The sequence below is a fragment of the Cellulosimicrobium sp. SL-1 genome (assembly GCF_011033075.1).
GTDB lineage: Bacteria > Actinomycetota > Actinomycetes > Actinomycetales > Cellulomonadaceae > Cellulosimicrobium > Cellulosimicrobium funkei.
The window spans coordinates 116714-134325 of record NZ_JAACJC010000010.1 but is presented as its reverse complement, the minus strand read 5'-3'; the positions used below and the strand labels follow the sequence as shown (position 1 = coordinate 134325).

Below are 17612 nucleotides of genomic sequence, written 5' to 3'. Positions count from 1 at the left end.
GACGCACCCGGGCGAGCGGTGCGGGGCGCCGTGCCCGTGCCCCGGGCGCCGCCCTGTCGCTGCCGGACGGGCGCGGTGCGACGACCCGCCGCACGGTAGTTTGTGCACATGGTCCTTCCCGCCACCCCCGCGCGCCCGTTCGGTGCCGTCCTCACGGCCATGGTCACCCCGATGACGCCCGACGGCGCCGTCGACCTCGAGGCGGCGGCCCGGCTCGCGAAGCGCCTGGTGGACGACGGGAACGACGGCCTCGTGCTGAGCGGCACGACGGGCGAGTCGCCCACGACCCACGCCCCCGAGAAGCAGGACCTCGTGCGCGCCGTCGTCGAGGCGGTCGGCGACCGCGCGGCGGTCCTCGCGGGCGCCGGGTCCAACGACACCGACCACGCGCTGCGCATGGCCGAGCAGGCCGCCGAGGCGGGGGCGGACGGGCTCCTCGTCGTCACCCCGTACTACTCGCGCCCCGGCCAGGAGGGCGTCTACCGCCACGTCGTCGCGATCGCCGAGGCGGCCGACCTCCCCGTCATGCTGTACGACGTCCCCGGCCGCACCGGGGTGCGCATCGCCCCCGACACGTACGCGCGCCTCGCGGCGCACGAGCGGGTCGTGGCGACCAAGGACGCGACGGGCGACGTCTACGCCGCCGCGAAGCTCGCGGCATCGACGGGCCTCGCCTTCTACAGCGGCGACGACGGGCTGCTGCTCCCGTTCCTCGCGCACGGCGCCGCGGGTATCGTCTCCGTGTCGGCGCACGCCGTCGCGCCGCAGTTCGCGGAGGTCGTGCGCCGCTTCGACGCCGGCGACCCGGCGGGCGCGCTCGAGGTCTTCCTCACCACGACGCCCGTCATCGACGCGCTCAACGGTGCCGGCTTCCAGGCCGTCATGGCCAAGGCCGCCGTCGAGCTGCTCGGCGTCACCGACAACCGTTTCCTGCGCCTGCCGAACATCGCGGCGACCGAGGACGACGTCGCGCTCGTGCGCGACGCCCTCGCCGCCGCGGGCGTGCTCGCGGGCGCGACCACCGCGGCAGACGCTGCCGCACCCACGAACTAGCGAGGGCAGGAGCCCTCGAAACCCCCGGCTCAGCCACGACAGGAGGCCCCGTGAGCCATCCCCACCCCGAACTCTCCCTGCCTCCCGAGCTCCCCGCCGGAGGGCTGCGCATCGTCGCCCTCGGCGGTCTCGGGGAGGTCGGCCGCAACATGGCCGTCCTCGAGTACGACGGGCGCCTGCTCGTCATCGACTGCGGCGTCCTCTTCCCCGAGGACAACCAGCCCGGCGTCGACCTCATCCTCCCGGACTTCGACTACATCGCGGACCGGCTGGACGACATCGAGGCGATCGTCCTCACGCACGGCCACGAGGACCACATCGGCGCCGTGCCCTACCTCCTGCGCCTGCGTCGCGACATCCCGCTCGTCGGGTCGCAGCTCACGCTCGCGTTCGTCGAGGCGAAGCTCAAGGAGCACCGCATCTCGCCCGTGACCCTCGCGGTCAAGGAGGGGCAGGTCGAGCAGCTCGGCGTGTTCCGCTGCGAGTTCGTCGCCGTGAACCACTCGATCCCCGACGCGCTCGCGGTCGCGGTGACGACCGGCGCCGGGACCGTGCTGCACACGGGCGACTTCAAGATGGACCAGCTCCCGCTCGACGGGCGCATCACCGACCTGCGCGCGTTCGCGCGCCTGGGCGAGCAGGGCGTCGACCTGTTCATGGTCGACTCGACCAACGCCGAGGTGCCCGGGTTCGTCACGCCCGAGGTCGAGATCGGCCCGGTGCTCGACAACGTCTTCGCCGCCTCCGAGAAGCGCATCATCGTCGCGTCGTTCTCGTCGCACGTGCACCGCGTGCAGCAGGTCCTCAACGCCGCGCACCACCACGGCCGCCGCGTCGCGCTCGTCGGGCGCTCGATGGTCCGCAACATGACGATCGCGTCCGAGCTCGGGTACCTCCACGTGCCCGAGGGCGTGCTCATCGACCTCAAGAAGGTCGACTCGCTGCGCGACGACGAGATCGTGCTCATGTGCACGGGGTCGCAGGGCGAGCCGATGGCCGCCCTGTCGCGCATGGCGAACGGCGACCACAAGGTCCAGGTCGGCCACGGCGACACCGTCATCCTCGCGTCGTCGCTCATCCCGGGCAACGAGAACGCCGTCTTCCGTATCATCAACGGCCTCACGCGCCTCGGCGCGCGCGTCGTGCACGGCGGCAACGCCAAGGTGCACGTGTCCGGCCACGCGAGCGCGGGCGAGCTCCTCTACTGCTACAACGTGCTCAAGCCCAAGAACGTCATGCCGGTGCACGGCGAGGTCCGCCACCTCGTCGCCAACGGGGCGCTCGCGGTCCGCACGGGCGTGCCGGCCGACCGCGTCGTGCTCGCCGAGGACGGAGTCGTCGTCGACCTCGTCGACGGGCGCGCGTCCGTCGTGGGTGCCGTGCCGTGCGGGTACGTGTACGTCGACGGGTCGAGCGTCGGCGAGATCACGGACGCCGAGCTCAAGGACCGCCGCATCCTCGGCGAGGAGGGCTTCGTCTCCGTGTTCGCCGTCGTCGACTCCGCGACGGGCAAGGTCCTCGCGGGGCCGCAGATCCTCGCGCGCGGGTTCGCCGAGGACGACAAGGTGTTCCAGGACATCCAGCCCGAGGTCGTCAAGGCGCTCGAGGACGCGATCGCCGGCGGCGCGACGGACACGCACCAGCTCCAGCAGGTCATGCGCCGCGTCATCGGCCGGTGGGTCTCCAACCGCCTGCGCCGTCGTCCGATGATCGTCCCGGTCGTCGTCGAGGCGTAGCCTCCGCGACCGGCGTCGGACCGGTCTCCGCCCAGGTCGGGGCGCCAGTATGCTGGCGCCCCGACCAGCGCAGGAGGCACCCTTTGACGCACCACGACCCCTCCGGGGTCCCGCCCTACGGACAGCCCGGCGGCCCCGTCCCCGGTCAGCCTTCGGCGCCCGGCCGGCCGGTACCGCAGTACGGCGCGTACGGCACCGCGCCCGTCCCCGCGTACGGGCAGGCGGCTCCCTCGCCCGCGGGTCCCTCCGCGCTGACGCCGCCCTCGGCACCCGTGTACGGGCAGCCGACGGCCCCGGCATACGGCGCGTACGGCGGCGGGAACGGCTACGTCCCGCGACCCCCCGTCCCCGGGGGCCTCGCGACGGGGACGATCGCGCTCGCGGTCGCGGTCACCGCCGTGCAGGTGCTGGCCTGGGTCACGTCGTTCGGCGCGGCCGAGGAGTTCGAGCGCGCCGCCCGCGCCGGCACCCCGAGCGCCGAGGTCCTCACCGGGTACGACGCCGTGGGCCTGCTGCTCCTTCCCGTCCAGCTCGCCGCGGCGATCGTGACGTGCCTGTGGCTGTGGCAGAGCCGCGTGCTCGCCGAGGCCGTGTCGCCCGCGCACGGGCACGCGCGCAGCCGGGTGTGGGTCTGGCTCGGGTGGATCGTGCCGGTCGTCGCGTTGTGGTTCCCGTACCAGGTCGTGCGCGACGTGCGCGCCGCGACCGTCGTCGCCCCGCGCCGCGGCCTCGGGTGGTGGTGGGCCGGGTGGATCCTGTGGAGCGTCGCGACGAACGTCGCCACGCAGCTGACGACGCTCTCCTCGGCCGGTGCGGCCGGGACCTTCGCGCTGCTGCCCGTCGCGGAGACGGTGGGCACCGCGGGCGTCGTCCTCGCGCTCGTCCTGTGGGTGCGCACCGTCCGCGAGATCACCGCGGGCCAGCGTGCCGCCACGGGAGTCGACGCCCGGTGACCGCGCGTCCGCTCGCCGTGGGCAGGCGGACGGGCCTGCTGCTCCCGGCCTAGGTGTCGGCGTCGCGTCGCACGAGCCCCGGACCGACGGCGGCGAGCGTCGCGGCGTAGCGCGCCGCCCGGGCGTCGTCCCCGCCGGGCACGAGGCCCGCGAGCTCGAGCGAGACCAGGCCGTGCACGAGCCCCCAGAGGCCGAGCGCGACGTCGGCGGCACCCGCGTCCTCGGGGACGAGGCGCGCGACGGCGTCGCGCAGCACGCGGAACGTGGGCTCCTCGACCGCCTCGGGCCGGTCCGGCCCCGGCCGGACGCCGCGCGCGAACATCACGGCGTAGAAGTGCGGGTCGGCCAGCGCGAAGTCGCGGTACGCGCGACCGAGGGCCGCCAGGTCGGCACCGGGGTCGTCGGTGCGGGGGACCGTGGCGAGGTGTGCGGCGAAGCGCCGGAAGCCCTCCGCGGAGACGGCGGCGACGAGCTCGTCGCGGCTGCCGAAGAGCGCGTAGACGGCCGATGCGCTCGTCCCGGCCTCGGTCGCGACCGACCGGACCGTCACCGCGGCCTCCCCGTGCGTGGAGACGGCGCGCGACGCCACGTCGAGGAGGCGGTCGCGCAGGGCGTCGTCGTGCAGTCGGGGTCGTGCCACGCGCCGAGTCTAGGGGCCTTGACGAGCGTTCGCGAACGATGTTCTATAACAGTGTTCGCAAACCGGTGCGCGAGCTCTCGCGCCGCTCCCTCGGAGGTCCCCGTGCTCGAGCTCACCGACGCCGCCCGCCTCACCGCCGGCATCGTCCTTCTCACCGTCGTCGGCATCGAGTCCGGCGGGGCCTTCCTCGTCCGGGTCGTGACACGGCGGGTCCCGGCCACCGCGTTCCAGACGTCGTTCTTTCGCGCCGGGCACGCGCACGCGGGGGTTCTCGTCATCCTCGGTCTGGTGTGCCTACTCCTCACGGAGGCCACGGGCCTCGCCGGCCCCTGGCGCTGGCTCGCGGCGACCGGCGTGCTCGTCGCGGCGATCCTGCTCCCGGCCGGCTTCTTCCTGTCGGCCGTCGGCCCCGGTCGCGAGACGCCGAACCGGGCCGTCGCGCTGCTGCCCGCGGGGGCCGTCGTCCTCGCGGCGGGCGTCGTGACCCTCGCCGTCGGCCTCTTCCTCGGCTGACCGCGGGACTGCGCCGTGGGTGCTGCCCGCTACGGTTCCGGCATGACCACCGCCGAGGACTTCGTCCCGCTCGACCCCGTCCGTCTCGTCACGCTGGCCCAGGGGTGGAGCATCATCTACTCGCCCGGCGGGCCGGAGTGGCACCACCACCAGGGTGCGCTCGAGCGGCACGGCGTCGAGGGCTCGGGCTACGACTTCTCCGGCGCGCTCCAGGCCACGCTGACCGACCACGAGCCGGACGTGCTGGGGGCCGTCGGGTTCGACCCCGAGGGCGGCATGGTGAGCGTCTACGGCTCCGACCTCGACGCCCTGCACGTCGCGGCGCGGCACCTGCACCGCCTCGTCACCGACGAGCGGGCCCTCGACGCGGCGCTCGCCCGGTCGGTCGAGCTCGGGCTCGACGACTGAGCGCGGAGCGCGGCGGGTCCAGGAGGCCTCGTGTCGTCGGACCGCGGCTCCGCGATCCGGGCACGACCGCTCGGGCGGCCTCAGCGCGCGCGCAGCGCGGCGAGCTGCTCGTCGTGCCACGTCGCGACGTAGCCGGTGAGCCGGTCGTCGGCCACCACGGCGTCCGTGTGCACGACCGCGTGCTCCAGCGCGTCGAGGTAGGCGCGGTCGGCCGCGAAGCGCGCGGCGACGGCGGCACGGCCGACGGCCGGGCTCCCGTGGCCCGGGACGAGCGCGTCGACGTCACGCGCCGCGAGCTCGAGCGCGTCGAGCGCCCCGCGGTACGTGCGCACCGGGTCGCGCGACCCGGTGTCGACGAGCGGCACCTCCACGTCCGAGAGCATGTCGCCCGCGAGCAGCACGCCCCGCACGACGAGCGCCGCGTGGCCCGGCGCGTGGGCGTCGTGCTCGACCACGACGACGTCGGTCTTCCCGTCGGCCTGCGCGTCGGCTCGCTCCTCGGCCTGCCCGGGGTCCGGTGCTGTCGGCCACGGCAGGCGTCGTGCGCCGCGGGGGAGCGGCGTGAGCGCGCCGACGAGCGTCGGGTCGTGGCCGGGCGCGGCGGCGTCGGTCGCGGTGACCAGGTCCGCTCCCCGCGCCCGGACGGCGTCGGCGCCGCGGGCCGTGGCGTAGCGTGGGGCGTCGCCCAGGGAGCGGGACCACAGCACGTGGTCCCAGTGCGGATGGGTCGCGAACCCGGCCGTCACGCGCCAGCCGCGGCCGTGGATGGCGGCTGCCAGCGCCTCGACCTCCTCGACCGTGACCGCGGGGTCGACGACGAGCGCCGCGCCGTCGGGCGCGACCACGACCGTCGACGTCGTGGCCCAGATCGTCGCGGTGGCCACCCAGACCCCCGGGCGGACCTCCACGAGGTCGCGCGCGTGCGCCTGCTCGCCGTCCGTGGTCGCGTCGGCGGTGCTGCGCCGCACGCCCGCGCGATCGTCCATCGGTCCTCCGCTCGTCCTCGCGGGACCGGGTCGCGGGCCCGTGCCCGAACCCCGGTCCGCCGGGGACACGCGCCCCGGGGTCCCGGGCGCCGTCGTCCCCCGCAGGTAGGTTAGGACCACTATGGCGACCCGCACGTCCCCGCAGGCACGTCGGACCGCGAGCAACCGCACACCAGCGCCCCGCACCGCGGCGCGCGGCGGTTCGTCCACGGCCCGCGGCACGTCGCGCGCCGGAACCGGTCGCGGACGGTCCTCCTCGTCCAGCGCGCGCCGCCCGGCGCGTCGCCCGGCGGCAGGGCCGCCGTGGCCCGTCCGGGCGGTGCGGGGGGTCTGGCTCGGCGCCGCGCACGGCGTGGGATCGCTCGTGCGCACCATCGGAAGAGGAGCAAGAGAGCTGGACCCGGCACACCGGCGCGACGGCGTCGCGTTCACCCTCATCGCCCTCGCGGTCGTCGTCGCGGCCCGCGAGTGGTGGGGCATCCAGGGCACGTTCGGCAAGGTCGTCCACGGCGTCGTCGCGGGGACGTTCGGTCTCGCCGGCGTCGCGGTCCCGGTCCTGCTGCTCTGGCTCGCGGTGCGCATCATGCGGCACCCCGAGCGCGCCCAGGCGAACTCGCGCGTCGCGATCGGGCTCACGCTCATCGTCGTGTCCGTGTGCTCCCTCGTGCACATCTCGGAGGACCTGCCCGCGCCGCGCGACGGCTTCGCGGCGGTGCAGGACGCGGGGGGCATCGTCGGCTACCTGGCGGCCACGCCCGTGACCGCCGGGCTGACACCGTGGTTCGCCGTGCCGATCTTCCTGCTGCTCGGGTTCTTCGGGCTGCTCGTCGTCACCGCGACGCCCGTGCACCGCATCCCGAGCCGGCTGCGCGGCCTCTACGACGTGCTGACCGGCAACCACCGCACCGAGGACGACGCTCTCGACGACGACGGGCTCCCGCTCGCGGAGGGCGTCTCGCGCCACGACGGCAGCGAGCCCCCGGCAGGTCGCCGACCGCGCAAGCCGCGGCGCACCAAGGCCCAGCGCGCGGCGGAGGCGGCGGAGATCGAGAAGCCCGAGGGCGGCTTCTCGGGCGACGAGGCCTTCGAGACGGCCGCGTTCCTCGACTACGAGGACGACGTGCCGCGCGGTCGGGGGAAGAAGCGTCGCGCGGAGGAGCCGGCCGCCGGTACCGCTGCCACGGAGGTGGTCCCCGCCGTCGGGCAGGGGGCCGCGCAGGACACGGCGGCGGCCGCGATGGGCGCGGTCGCGCCCTCCCCGGAGGACGGCGTCGGCAGCGTGCCGCCGCCCCCGCCCGGCCCGATGCCCCGGGGCGTGCAGCCCATGCTCGAGGGCGACACGGTCTACCTGCTCCCGGACGAGGACGCGCTCGTCAAGGGCGCGCCGCACAAGGTGCGCTCCGCCGCGAACGACCGCGTGGTCGAGGCGCTCACGCAGACGTTCGAGCAGTTCGAGGTCGACGCGAAGGTCACCGGGTTCACGCGCGGCCCGACGGTCACGCGCTACGAGGTCGAGGTCGGGCCCAAGGTCAAGGTCGAGCGCATCACGTCGCTGTCCAACAACATCGCGTACGCGGTGGCCAGCGCCGACGTGCGCATCCTCGCGCCGATCCCCGGCAAGTCGGCCATCGGCATCGAGATCCCCAACACGGACCGCGAGACGGTCGTGCTCGGCGACGTCCTGCGGTCGTCGGCCGCGCGGCGCACCGAGCACCCCATGGTCATGGGCGTGGGCAAGGACGTCGAGGGCGGCTATGTCGTCGCGAACCTCGCGAAGATGCCGCACATCCTCGTCGCGGGCGCGACGGGCGCGGGCAAGTCGAGCTTCATCAACTCCATGATCACGTCGATCCTCATGCGCTCGACGCCGGAGCAGGTGCGGCTCGTGCTCGTGGACCCCAAGCGCGTCGAGCTGACGATCTACGAGGGCATCCCGCACCTCATCACGCCCATCATCACGAACCCGAAGAAGGCCGCGGAGGCCCTCGACTGGGTCGTCCGCGAGATGGACGCCCGCTACGACGACCTCGCCGCGTTCGGGTTCAAGCACATCGACGACTTCAACGCCGCCGTCCGCGCCGGCAAGGTCAAGCCGCTGCCCGGTTCCGAGCGCAAGATCGCGACGTACCCGTACCTGCTGGTCGTCGTCGACGAGCTCGCCGACCTCATGATGGTCGCCCCGCGCGACGTCGAGGCCTCGATCCAGCGCATCACGCAGCTCGCGCGTGCGGCAGGCATCCACCTGGTGCTCGCGACGCAGCGACCGTCGGTCGACGTCGTGACGGGCCTCATCAAGGCGAACGTGCCGTCGCGGCTCGCGTTCGCGACGTCGTCCCTCGCGGACTCGCGCGTCGTGCTCGATCAGCCGGGCGCGGAGAAGCTCATCGGCCAGGGCGACGCCCTGTTCCTGCCCATGGGCGCGGCCAAGCCCATGCGCGTGCAGGGCGCGTGGGTCTCGGAGTCCGAGGTGCACGCCGTCGTCGAGCACGTGAAGAGCCAGCTCAAGCCCGTGTACCGCGAGGACGTCACGCAGGCGGCCACGAAGAAGCAGATCGACGAGGACATCGGCGACGACCTCGACCTGCTGCTCCAGGCGGCCGAGCTCGTCGTGACGTCGCAGTTCGGCTCGACGTCGATGCTCCAGCGCAAGCTGCGCGTCGGCTTCGCCAAGGCGGGTCGCCTCATGGACCTCCTGGAGTCGCGCGAGATCGTCGGCCCGTCCGAGGGGTCCAAGGCCCGCGAGGTGCTCGTGACGCCCGAGGAGCTGCCGTCGGCGCTCGCCCTCATCCGGGGCGAGCCCGCGCAGGACGTCTTCGACGGCCAGGCGCCCGCCGCGGCCCCCGCGCCGTCGGCCGCAGGGGGCGGCCACGACTACGGCGAGGGCACCGACGGGCACATGCCCCCGGCCGCGACGGAGTACCACGACGGCGCCGACGTGGAGTCGGGCTGGCGGTGACCCGGGCACCCGGTGGTGCCGCCGACGGTCGGCGCACCCCGGACGACCCCCTAGGCTGGTGACGTGGTCAACGCCGTCCCCTCGCCGTGGAACTCCGCGAACCTCGTCACCATGGCGAGGATCCTGCTCGTCCCGTTCTTCGCGTGGGCGCTCCTCGTCGACGGCGGGGAGTCCGTCACGTGGCGCCTCGTCGCGACGGGCATCTTCGTCCTCGCCGCCACGTCGGACCGCCTCGACGGCTACCTCGCGCGGCGCTACGACCTCGTCACGGACCTGGGCAAGCTCCTCGACCCCATCGCGGACAAGCTGCTCGTGGGCACCGCCCTCGTGCTGCTCGCGTGGCCGCTCGGCGAGCTGCCCTGGTGGGTCCCCGTCGTCGTGCTCGCGCGCGAGCTGGGCGTCACGCTCCTGCGGTTCGCCGTCCTCAAGTACGCGGTCATGCCCGCGTCTCGCGGCGGGAAGCTCAAGACCGTCCTGCAGACCGTCGCGATCACGCTCTTCGTGCTGCCGCTCGCGCACCTGCCGGCGTTCGTCGGCGTCGTCGCCTGGATCGTCCTCGCCGCGGCCATCCTCGTGACCGTCGTGACCGGCCTGGAGTACGCGTACCAGGGCTGGCGCCTGCGCCGCGACGCGGTGCGCGCGGCCCGGGTCGTCGAGCGGGGTCCGAGCACGGACGGCGCGCCCGTCTCGTGACCGACCACGCTCCCGTCGCGCCGGGGAGCTCGTCGGTCACCGGCCCGGACGTCCGGTCCGACGTCGTCGAGCTGCTCGGCGCTCTGGAGGCCCGCGGGTGGACCCTCGCGACGGCCGAGTCGCTCACGGGCGGCCTGCTCAGCGCGACGATCGTCGACGTGCCCGGCGCCTCGCGCGTGCTCCGGGGCGCCGTCGTCGCGTACGCGACCGACGTCAAGGAGTCGGTCCTCGGCGTCGACGGCGGCCTGCTCGCCGCGCACGGGGCCGTGCACCCGGAGGTCGCGCGCCAGATGGCCGAGCGCGTGCGCGGCGTGCTGGGGGCCGACGTCGGGATCGCGACCACGGGCGTCGCGGGTCCCGACCCGCAGGACGGCCAGGATCCGGGCACCGTCTTCGTCGCCGCGAGCGGACCGGGGGGCACGGAGGTGCGAGAACTGCACCTGGCGGGCGACCGCGCGGCCGTCCGCGCCGCCACCGTGGCCGCCGCGGTGGCGCTCGCGCGCGCGGCGTTCGGACCCCGGCCGCCGACGGCGTGACGATGCCCCCTGCCGGGTGAAATCGTCGGCGGGAGCGTCGGCCGCCCGGCCGGGCGTGGACCGGGCCGGAGGCGTCGTGGAGACGTCGTGAACGTGCCGCGGGGGAGCGGCCGGGAGGCCCGGCGCGGGAACAACACCCCACGTCGCGACGTTGCACAGCACGTGATCGCCAACAGGACCGTCAACCGACCGGTGGGACGCACGGACAACGCGCCCGCGCCCCGTCCCGCACGGGGCACCGGCGACGTGAGCGGCCCGCGGGCGGGGTACGGTAGGACGACCCCGTCACGCGGGGCAGTGAACAGGAAGACCGGCACGAGCAGTTCGCGCACCCGGGTGGGGGCCTCTCCGGCTCCCGGGGGCGCACGGGACACGGAAGGGGGTCGCCAGATGATTGTTCTTCGACGAGAGATCGGGGACGTGCTGCGAGACGCTCGCCAGCGACAGGGGCGCACCCTGCGAGAGGTGTCCTCCGCCGCACGGGTCTCGCTGGGCTACCTCAGCGAGGTGGAGCGCGGTCAGAAGGAAGCGTCGTCGGAGCTCCTCGGCTCGATCTGCGAGGCGCTCGACATCCCGATGTCGTTGGTGCTGCGCGAGGTCAGCGACCGGGTCGCCGTCGCCGAGGGTCTGCTGATCCCCGACACCATCCCGGCCGACTTCGCGACGGCCGTGCTGGGTCGCCAGCATCCCGAGGGCACGGCACGCCGCGAGGACCTGCAGCCCGTCGGCTGACGGTCGGGCCGGCACCGGCCGCACCGGGAGCGGGGGCAGCGACGCCCGCCGTCATCCTGCTGCGGGCGGTGCCTGGCAGGTCGGACACCAGAAGATCGGACGGTCGTACGGGGGCTCGTTCGCCGTACCTTCCGCGACAGGCGTGCCGCACACGTGGCACGCCTTTCGTGTGCGCCCGTGCACGTGCCGCACGACGCCGGCGCGCGGGTCGAACCCGTGCCGCACCGTGCGCTGCATGAGCGTGCGTGCCGTGAGCAGGAGGCCCTCGAGGTCCTCGACGTCGCGGACGGGCGTCCACGGGTAGACGTGCTCGGCGAAGAGCGACTCGGCCGTGTAGATCGTGCCGATGCCGGCGACGAGGTGCTGGTCGAGCAGGGCCTCCGCGACGGGCACACCCGTTGCGGCCCGCTCCGGCCGGTACCGGGGGCCGCTCCCGCCCGCCGCGTCGTCGGCCCGCATCCGCGCGGCCGCCTCGGGCAGCCCGGTCTCCGGGAAGTCGTCGCCGAGCACGTCGGGCCCCAGCGGCCCGACGATCACGCGCTCGTCCGCGGTGCGCAGCACGTGCAGCATGCCGATCCGGTTCCCGACCGCCGTCCACCACTCGTTCGCGAGGACGACGCGCACGTTCGGCTCCGCCCCGCGCGCGTCGTGCGTGCCCGTCCGGGCGAGCCGCCACGACCCCTCCATGCGCAGGTGCGTGTGCAGGGACCGGCCGTCGTCGAACCGCGTGAACAGGTGCTTCCCGTAGGCCTGGTTCCCGACGACCGACCGCCCGACCAGGTCGATCTCCGCGGCGCTCGGCCACCGCAGGTCCGAGCGGACCAGCACCCGGTCCTTGAGCGCCTCGTCGAGGCGGGCCGACACGAGACGCAGGATGTCACCCTCGGGCACGCGACCGCCCCCCGTGGCCGGGGGCGCGCGACGACCGCCGCACGTCAGGCCGCCCGCAGGCCGCGCGGCGTCGCGCGGAAGCCGGCGTCGAGCAGCGCGCGCACCGCGTCGTCCGCCGGGGTCCGGGTCGTGCCGGCGCCCGCGAGGGCCTCGACGCCGTCGACGCGCTGCACCACGATCTTCCCGAGCGTGCCCGCCCGCACGGCGCGGACCAGCGCCGCGCTCGCCTCGGCGAGGCGTGGGCCGTCCACGAAGGACAGCACGGACCGCCCGCCGCGCTCGACGTAGAGCGCGAGGTCGCCGTCGCTCAGCACGACGACGGCGCCCGCCTTGCGGCCCGGGCGGTGGCCGCGCGAGCCCTCGCCTGTCGTGCCGTCCGTGCCGTCCGTGCCGGGTGCGCCCGGTCCGGTCGACGGGCGGGCGGGCCACGGCAGCGCCGCGCCGTAGGGGTTCGCCGGGTCCGTCGCGGCGAGCAGCACGGCGCCGGGACGAGGACCGCCGCGCGACGTCCGCGCGTCGGGGAGCGGAGCGAACGGGTCGGTCGCGGCCGCCGCGGCGTCGGCCTCGAGCGCGCGCTCGCGGTCCTGCGCGTCGGTCCGGAGCTGGTCGACCGCGCCGGGGAGCGCGAACTGCGAGCCGCCGAGGTGCTCGACGAAGTACCCGCGCCGCGCCGCACCCGTGGCCTCCAGCTCGCTCAGCACGCGGTACACCGCGCGGAACGACCCCGCGACGCCCTCGGCGGGCGCGACGGCGCGCGTGAGCACGCCGTGGCGGTCGAGCAGGACGCGGGCGAGCGCGTGCGCCCGGCGGGTGGGGTCGGGCTCGCGCGGCGGCAGCGCCGACCACCGCCCGGCGCCGCCGCGCAGGACCGTCTCGGGCGACGTCGGCGGCCGCAGGCCCGCGAACCGGCCGCGCGCGAGCGGCCGGGCCCGCGCCGGGGCGCGCGGCGCGCGGTGGGTCCCCCCGGCGGCGCCGAGCCGCGCCCGCAGCGACCCGAGGCCGTCGTTCGTCACGTGGCCCGACCAGACGAGGTCCCACAGTGCCTCGAGCGTCGGGACGGTCTCCGCGCCGGCGCGCTCGGCCAGCCGCGGGAGGAAGTACCCGCCGGAGCCCTCCAGCAGGTCGAGCAGCGTGGCGTGGAGGCCGGTCTCGGGTGCCGGGCCCGGGTCGGGCAGCGTGAGCGGCGCCCACTCCGCGAGGTGGAGGCTGACGAGACCGTCGCCGCCGCCCGAGCCGGGCAGCGGGGCGTGCCCGCACCACACGACCTCGCCGGTCGTCGTCAGCTCGTCGAGCATCGTCGGGGTGTAGTCGCTGACGCGCGCCGGGAGCACGAGGGTCTCGAGCGCCGACGCGGGGACGGCCGCGCCCGAGAGCTGCTCGACGACGCGCAGCAGCCCGTCGACGCCGCGCAGCGCGCCGAGACCCTGCCAACGCGGGAGGAAGACGCCCAGCGTCTCGGCGGGGACGGGCTCCACCTCGGCGCGCAGCGCGGCGAGCGAGCGCCGGCGCAGGACGCGCAGCACCTCGGCGTCGCACCAGTCGTCGCCCGTGCCGCCGATCGCCTCCGGCCGCAGCCGCCCGCGCACGACGAGCCGGGCCGCCTCGAGCCGCTCGAGCGTCTGCACGACGACGGCGACGCCCAGCCCGAGACGTGCGGCGAGGTCGGCGGCCGTGAACGGGCCGTGCGTGCGGGCGTGGCGGCGCACGAGATCGCCGAGCGGGTCGGGGACGGGCTCGGTGAACACCTCGGGGATACCGACGGGCAGCGCGACGCCGAGCGCGTCGCGCAGACGGCCGGCGTCCTCCACGACCGCCCACTGCTGCGCGCGCTCGGGCGCGACCCCCGCGAGCCGCACGGGCATGATGCGGCGCGCGGCCTCGAGCTCGCGCAGCCAGGCCGCGACGTCGGCGCGCACGTCCTCGCGCGTCCGCGCGGCGACCTCGGCCTCGGTGAGCGGGCCCAGCCGGCGCAGCACGTCCCACACGTCCTCGGCGTGCCGCGCCTGCCGCTCGGGCGCGAGCGCGCCGAGCTCGGCCTCGGTCCGCTCGATCTGGGCGGGGTCGAGCAGATCGGCGAGCTGGGCCGCGACGCCGTCGCCGCCCAGCAGCTCGGCGAGGAGCGTGGGGTCGAGCGACAGCGCGGCGGCGCGGCGCTCCGCGAGCGGGGCGTCGCCGTCGTAGAGGAACTGGGCGGTGTACCCGAAGAGGAGGGACTGCGCGAAGGGCGACGGCGTCGGGGTCGTCACCTCGACGAGGCGCACGCGCCCGGCGGCGAGGTCGCGCATGAGGTCGGTGAGCGCCGCGACGTCGAAGTCGTCCTGCAGGCACTCGCGGGCGGCCTCAAGGACGATCGGGAACTCCGGGTACTCCGACGCCACCGACAGGAGCTGCGCCGAGCGCTGCCGCTGCTGCCACAGCGGCTGGCGCCGGTCCGGACGACGCCGGGGCAGCAGGAGCGCGCGGGCGGCGGCCTCGCGGAACCGCGACGCGAACATCACCGACCCGCCGAGCTCGTCGCGCACCGCGTCGAGCACGTCGTCCGGGTCGAGGAGCAGGTCCTCGACGCCGACGACGGGCGCGTCGCCGCCGAGGCCGCCCGAGCCGTCGGTCGCTCCCTCGAGCCACGAGTCCCCGGTGTCCGGGAGCCGCAGGACGATGCCGTCGTCGGCGTGCATCGCGGCGGCGTCGACCCCGTAGCGCTCGCGCAGCCGCGCGGCGAGCACGAGCGCCCACGGCGCGTGCACCTTCGCTCCGTACGGCGAGTGCACGACGACGCGCCAGTCGCCGAGCTCGTCGCGGAAGCGCTCGACGACGACCGTGCGGTCGTCGGGGACGCGCCCGGTCGCGTCGCGCTGCTCGCGCAGGTAGGCCAGCAGGTTGTCGCTCGCCCACGCGTCGAGGCCCGCCGTGCGGAGCCGGTCGGTCGCCGCGTCGGGGTCGGTGGCGGCGAGCGCGTCCGTCTCGCGCACCCACGCGCCGAGCGCACGGCCGAGCTCGGCGGGGCGGCCGGGGGAGTCGCCCTTCCAGAACGGCAGCCGCCCCGGGATGCCCGGCGCGGGCGTGACGAGCACGCGGTCGGGCGTGATGTCCTCGATGCGCCACGTGCTCGACCCGAGCGTGAACGTGTCGCCGACGCGCGACTCGTAGACCATCTCCTCGTCGAGCTCGCCGACGCGCTTGCCGCCGCGCGGGGCGCGGCCGCCCGCGGTGTCCGGGTCGCCCGCGACGGTCCCGGTCCCGGCGTCCGTCGCGAGGAACACGCCGTACATCCCGCGGTCGGGGATCGTGCCGCCGCTCGTCGCGGCGAGCCGCAGCGCGCCCGGCCGCCCGGTGAGCCGGCCCGACGCGCGGTCCCACACGATCCGCGCGCGCAGCTCGCCGAAGTCCTCGCTCGGGTAGCGGCCCGCGAGCATGTCGAGGACGGCGTGCAACGACGCGTCGCCGAGGTGCGCGTAGGGCTCGCTGCGCCGCACGAGCGTCGCGAGCTCAGCGACCGTCCACTCGTCGACCGCGACCATCGCGACGACCTGCTGGGCGAGCACGTCGAGCGGGTTGGCGAGCACGTGGAGCTCCTCGATGCCGCCGGAGCGCATGCGCTCGGCGACGACCGCCGACGGCACGAGGTCGCCCCGGTGCGTGGGGAACACCACGCCGTGCGACACGGCCCCCACCTGGTGGCCCGCGCGCCCGATCCGCTGCAGGCCCGACGCGACCGAGGGCGGCGCCCCGACCTGGACCACGAGGTCCACCGCGCCCATGTCGATGCCGAGCTCGAGGCTCGACGTCGCGACCACCGCGGGCAGCCGGCCGTCCTTGAGCTCCGTCTCCGTGCGCGTGCGCTCGGCCCGGCTCATCGACCCGTGGTGCGCGCGGGCGATGACGGGCTCGACGCCCGAGCTCGCGCCCGACTGCGCCTGCACCTGCGCCGCGGTGACCGTGCCCGGGTCGAGCACGTCCTCGCCCTGACGCTCGGCCCACAGCTCGTTCATGCGCGCCGTGAGGCGTTCCGCTCCGCGGCGCGAGTTCGTGAAGACCAGCGTGGAGCGGTGGTCGGTGACTAGGTCGACGACCCGCTCCTCGACGTGCGGCCAGACCGACGGGCGCGGCGGCCGGACGTCGGGCGCGCCCGTCGGGCGCGACGTCGCCGGGCCTGTGAGGTCGCGCTCGCCGGGGGGCAGGGGCGGCAGGCCGCCGTCCGACCGCGACCCGGCGTCCGGCACGAGCGCCGCCGTCCCGAGGTCCGAGAGGTCCGGGACGGGCACGACGACGTCGACCTCGATGTGCTTGCTCGACGGCGGCTGCACGACGACGACCTCGCGCCCGCCCTCGGCCTCGGGCCGGTGCCCGCCCAGGAAGGTCGCGACCGCCTCGACGGGGCGGACCGTGGCCGAGAGCCCGACGCGCTGCGCCGGGGGCCGCTCGTGCGCCTCGAGCAGCGCGTCCAGGCGCTCGAGCGACACGGCCAGGTGAGCGCCCCGCTTGGTGCCCGCCACCGCGTGGATCTCGTCGACGATCACCGTCTCGACGCCCACGAGCCCCGCGCGCGCCTGCGACGTCAGCACGAGGAACAGCGACTCGGGCGTCGTGATGAGGATGTCCGGCGGGTGCGTGGCGAGCCGGCGGCGCTCGCTCGTGGGGGTGTCCCCGGTGCGCGTGCCGACGACGACGTCCGGCACGTCGAGCCCGAGCCGCACCGCGGCCTGGCGGATGCCCGCGAGCGGCGAGCGCAGGTTCCGCTCGACGTCCGCGGCGAGCGCCTTGAGCGGCGAGACGTAGACGACGCGGCAGCGCGCCTCGCGCGCCGGGGCCTCCTCCGGGGGCGCGGCGAGGATCCGGTCGAGCGACCAGAGGAACGCGGCGAGCGTCTTGCCCGAACCGGTCGGGGCGACCACGAGCGCGTGCCGGTCGCTCGACACGGCCTCCCACGCACCGGCCTGGGCGGCGGTCGGCGCGTCGAACGCGCCCGAGAACCACGCGCGCGTGGGCGCGGCGAAGCGGGCGAGCGGGTCCGAGGTCACGCGCCCATTCTGGGGGTGCCCACCCACACGCGCCCGCCGCAGCGTGCCGGCGCCCCGGCGGCCCGCCCGTGCGCCTCGGTGACCGGGTGCGAACCCGGGCGACGCGGTGCGGCCCGCGCGTCCCGGCGCGCGACCGGGCGGCCGCGGATCCGTGCAAGGCTTGGTCCGTGCGCTACCGCGAGTTCTCCGAGCTGGTCGACGAGGTGTTCGGCGAGGCCCTGGGCCGCGCCTACGTGCGCGAGCAGGTGCTGTCCGCGCTCGACGACCGGACCGCCGCCCAGGCGCTCGAGGACGGGGTCGAGCCGCGCGTCGTCTGGCACGCGCTGTGCGACGCGCTCGACGTGCCCGACGCGCGGCGCTGGGGGAACGACGACCACCGCCAGGCGCCGCCGCGCCGCTGACCGGCCCGGCCCCGACCTGCGCGGCCCAAACCTGCCCCGACCTGCTCGGGACCCGGGGACGCCCGAGGGGCGCACCCTGCCGCGCCCCGCGATGAT

The 17612-nt window shown here is 75.8% G+C and carries 14 protein-coding genes; 10 read left to right on the top strand and 4 right to left on the bottom strand.

Annotation, left to right across the window (positions count from 1 at the left end; genetic code table 11):
• The first annotated feature begins 108 nt into the window (after positions 1–108).
• The 3 genes from dapA (at position 109) to GWJ10_RS16035 (ending at position 3742) form a co-directional block, all read left to right on the top strand.
• On the top strand, positions 109–1053 hold the full coding sequence (gene dapA / locus GWJ10_RS16045; protein WP_163188487.1) for a 4-hydroxy-tetrahydrodipicolinate synthase: 945 nt from the start codon (positions 109–111) through the stop codon (positions 1051–1053).
• Positions 1054–1103: 50 nt separating this feature from the next.
• Positions 1104–2789 carry a ribonuclease J gene (locus GWJ10_RS16040; RefSeq protein WP_034655491.1) on the top strand — a complete coding sequence of 562 codons (1686 nt, stop codon included), beginning with the start codon at positions 1104–1106 and terminating at the stop codon, positions 2787–2789.
• A gap of 83 nt (positions 2790–2872) precedes the next feature.
• Positions 2873–3742 (top strand): DUF4328 domain-containing protein, encoded by an 870-nt coding sequence (locus GWJ10_RS16035; protein ID WP_163188485.1) that lies wholly within the window; start codon positions 2873–2875, stop codon positions 3740–3742.
• Between the two features lie 49 nt (positions 3743–3791).
• Here the strand turns inward: GWJ10_RS16035 and GWJ10_RS16030 are convergent, their stop codons facing one another.
• Positions 3792–4382, bottom strand: a complete 591-nt coding sequence (locus GWJ10_RS16030) for a TetR/AcrR family transcriptional regulator (protein WP_076406496.1) — start codon at positions 4380–4382, stop codon at positions 3792–3794.
• 102 nt (positions 4383–4484) lie between these two features.
• Here GWJ10_RS16030 and GWJ10_RS16025 point away from each other — a divergent pair, with 102 nt between their 5' ends.
• On the top strand, positions 4485–4895 hold the full coding sequence (locus tag GWJ10_RS16025) for a hypothetical protein (protein ID WP_061267555.1): 411 nt from the start codon (positions 4485–4487) through the stop codon (positions 4893–4895).
• 42 nt (positions 4896–4937) lie between these two features.
• Positions 4938–5303 (top strand): Imm51 family immunity protein, encoded by a 366-nt coding sequence (locus GWJ10_RS16020; RefSeq protein WP_061267556.1) that lies wholly within the window; start codon positions 4938–4940, stop codon positions 5301–5303.
• A gap of 80 nt (positions 5304–5383) precedes the next feature.
• On the opposite strand, the gene GWJ10_RS16015 is transcribed toward GWJ10_RS16020, so the two are convergent.
• Positions 5384–6289, bottom strand: a complete 906-nt coding sequence (locus GWJ10_RS16015) for an MBL fold metallo-hydrolase (RefSeq protein ID WP_163188483.1) — start codon at positions 6287–6289, stop codon at positions 5384–5386.
• Positions 6290–6410: 121 nt separating this feature from the next.
• On the opposite strand from GWJ10_RS16015, the gene GWJ10_RS16010 reads away from it, so the two are divergent.
• From GWJ10_RS16010 to GWJ10_RS15995, 4 genes are all read left to right on the top strand, one after another.
• Positions 6411–9245 (top strand): DNA translocase FtsK, encoded by a 2835-nt coding sequence (locus tag GWJ10_RS16010; RefSeq protein WP_241005858.1) that lies wholly within the window; start codon positions 6411–6413, stop codon positions 9243–9245.
• A gap of 63 nt (positions 9246–9308) precedes the next feature.
• Positions 9309–9938, top strand: a complete 630-nt coding sequence (gene pgsA / locus GWJ10_RS16005; protein ID WP_021483781.1) for a CDP-diacylglycerol--glycerol-3-phosphate 3-phosphatidyltransferase — start codon at positions 9309–9311, stop codon at positions 9936–9938.
• Between the two features lie 71 nt (positions 9939–10009).
• Positions 10010–10474: a CinA family protein gene (locus tag GWJ10_RS16000; RefSeq protein WP_241005870.1), complete on the top strand. Its 465-nt coding sequence runs from the start codon at positions 10010–10012 to the stop codon at positions 10472–10474.
• A gap of 390 nt (positions 10475–10864) precedes the next feature.
• The gene (locus GWJ10_RS15995) at positions 10865–11206 is read left to right on the top strand and encodes a helix-turn-helix transcriptional regulator (RefSeq protein WP_021483863.1); all 342 of its coding nucleotides are present in this window, start codon (positions 10865–10867) and stop codon (positions 11204–11206) included.
• A 51-nt stretch (positions 11207–11257) separates the two neighbouring features.
• Here the strand turns inward: GWJ10_RS15995 and GWJ10_RS15990 are convergent, their stop codons facing one another.
• Together GWJ10_RS15990 and GWJ10_RS15985 are read right to left on the bottom strand one after the other, a co-directional pair.
• Positions 11258–12097 (bottom strand): DNA-formamidopyrimidine glycosylase family protein, encoded by an 840-nt coding sequence (locus GWJ10_RS15990; RefSeq protein ID WP_163188477.1) that lies wholly within the window; start codon positions 12095–12097, stop codon positions 11258–11260.
• A 44-nt stretch (positions 12098–12141) separates the two neighbouring features.
• Entirely contained in the window at positions 12142–17115 is a 4974-nt protein-coding gene (locus GWJ10_RS15985) for a DEAD/DEAH box helicase (protein WP_163188475.1), read from the bottom strand.
• Between the two features lie 167 nt (positions 17116–17282).
• Here GWJ10_RS15985 and GWJ10_RS15980 point away from each other — a divergent pair, with 167 nt between their 5' ends.
• On the top strand, positions 17283–17516 hold the full coding sequence (locus GWJ10_RS15980; protein ID WP_076406506.1) for a DUF3046 domain-containing protein: 234 nt from the start codon (positions 17283–17285) through the stop codon (positions 17514–17516).
• Positions 17517–17612 lie beyond the last annotated feature (96 nt).

What these genes read in the sequence shown, in the direction of transcription:
- GWJ10_RS16020 (WP_061267556.1), top strand. Translation starts at nt 4,938, where the DNA reads ATGACCACCGCCGAGGACTTCGTCCCGCTCGACCCCGTCCGTCTCGTC.
- GWJ10_RS16015 (WP_163188483.1), bottom strand. Translation starts at nt 6,289, where the DNA reads ATGGACGATCGCGCGGGCGTGCGGCGCAGCACCGCCGACGCGACCACG.
- dapA (WP_163188487.1), top strand. Translation starts at nt 109, where the DNA reads ATGGTCCTTCCCGCCACCCCCGCGCGCCCGTTCGGTGCCGTCCTCACG.
- GWJ10_RS16010 (WP_241005858.1), top strand. Translation starts at nt 6,411, where the DNA reads ATGGCGACCCGCACGTCCCCGCAGGCACGTCGGACCGCGAGCAACCGC.
- GWJ10_RS15995 (WP_021483863.1), top strand. Translation starts at nt 10,865, where the DNA reads ATGATTGTTCTTCGACGAGAGATCGGGGACGTGCTGCGAGACGCTCGC.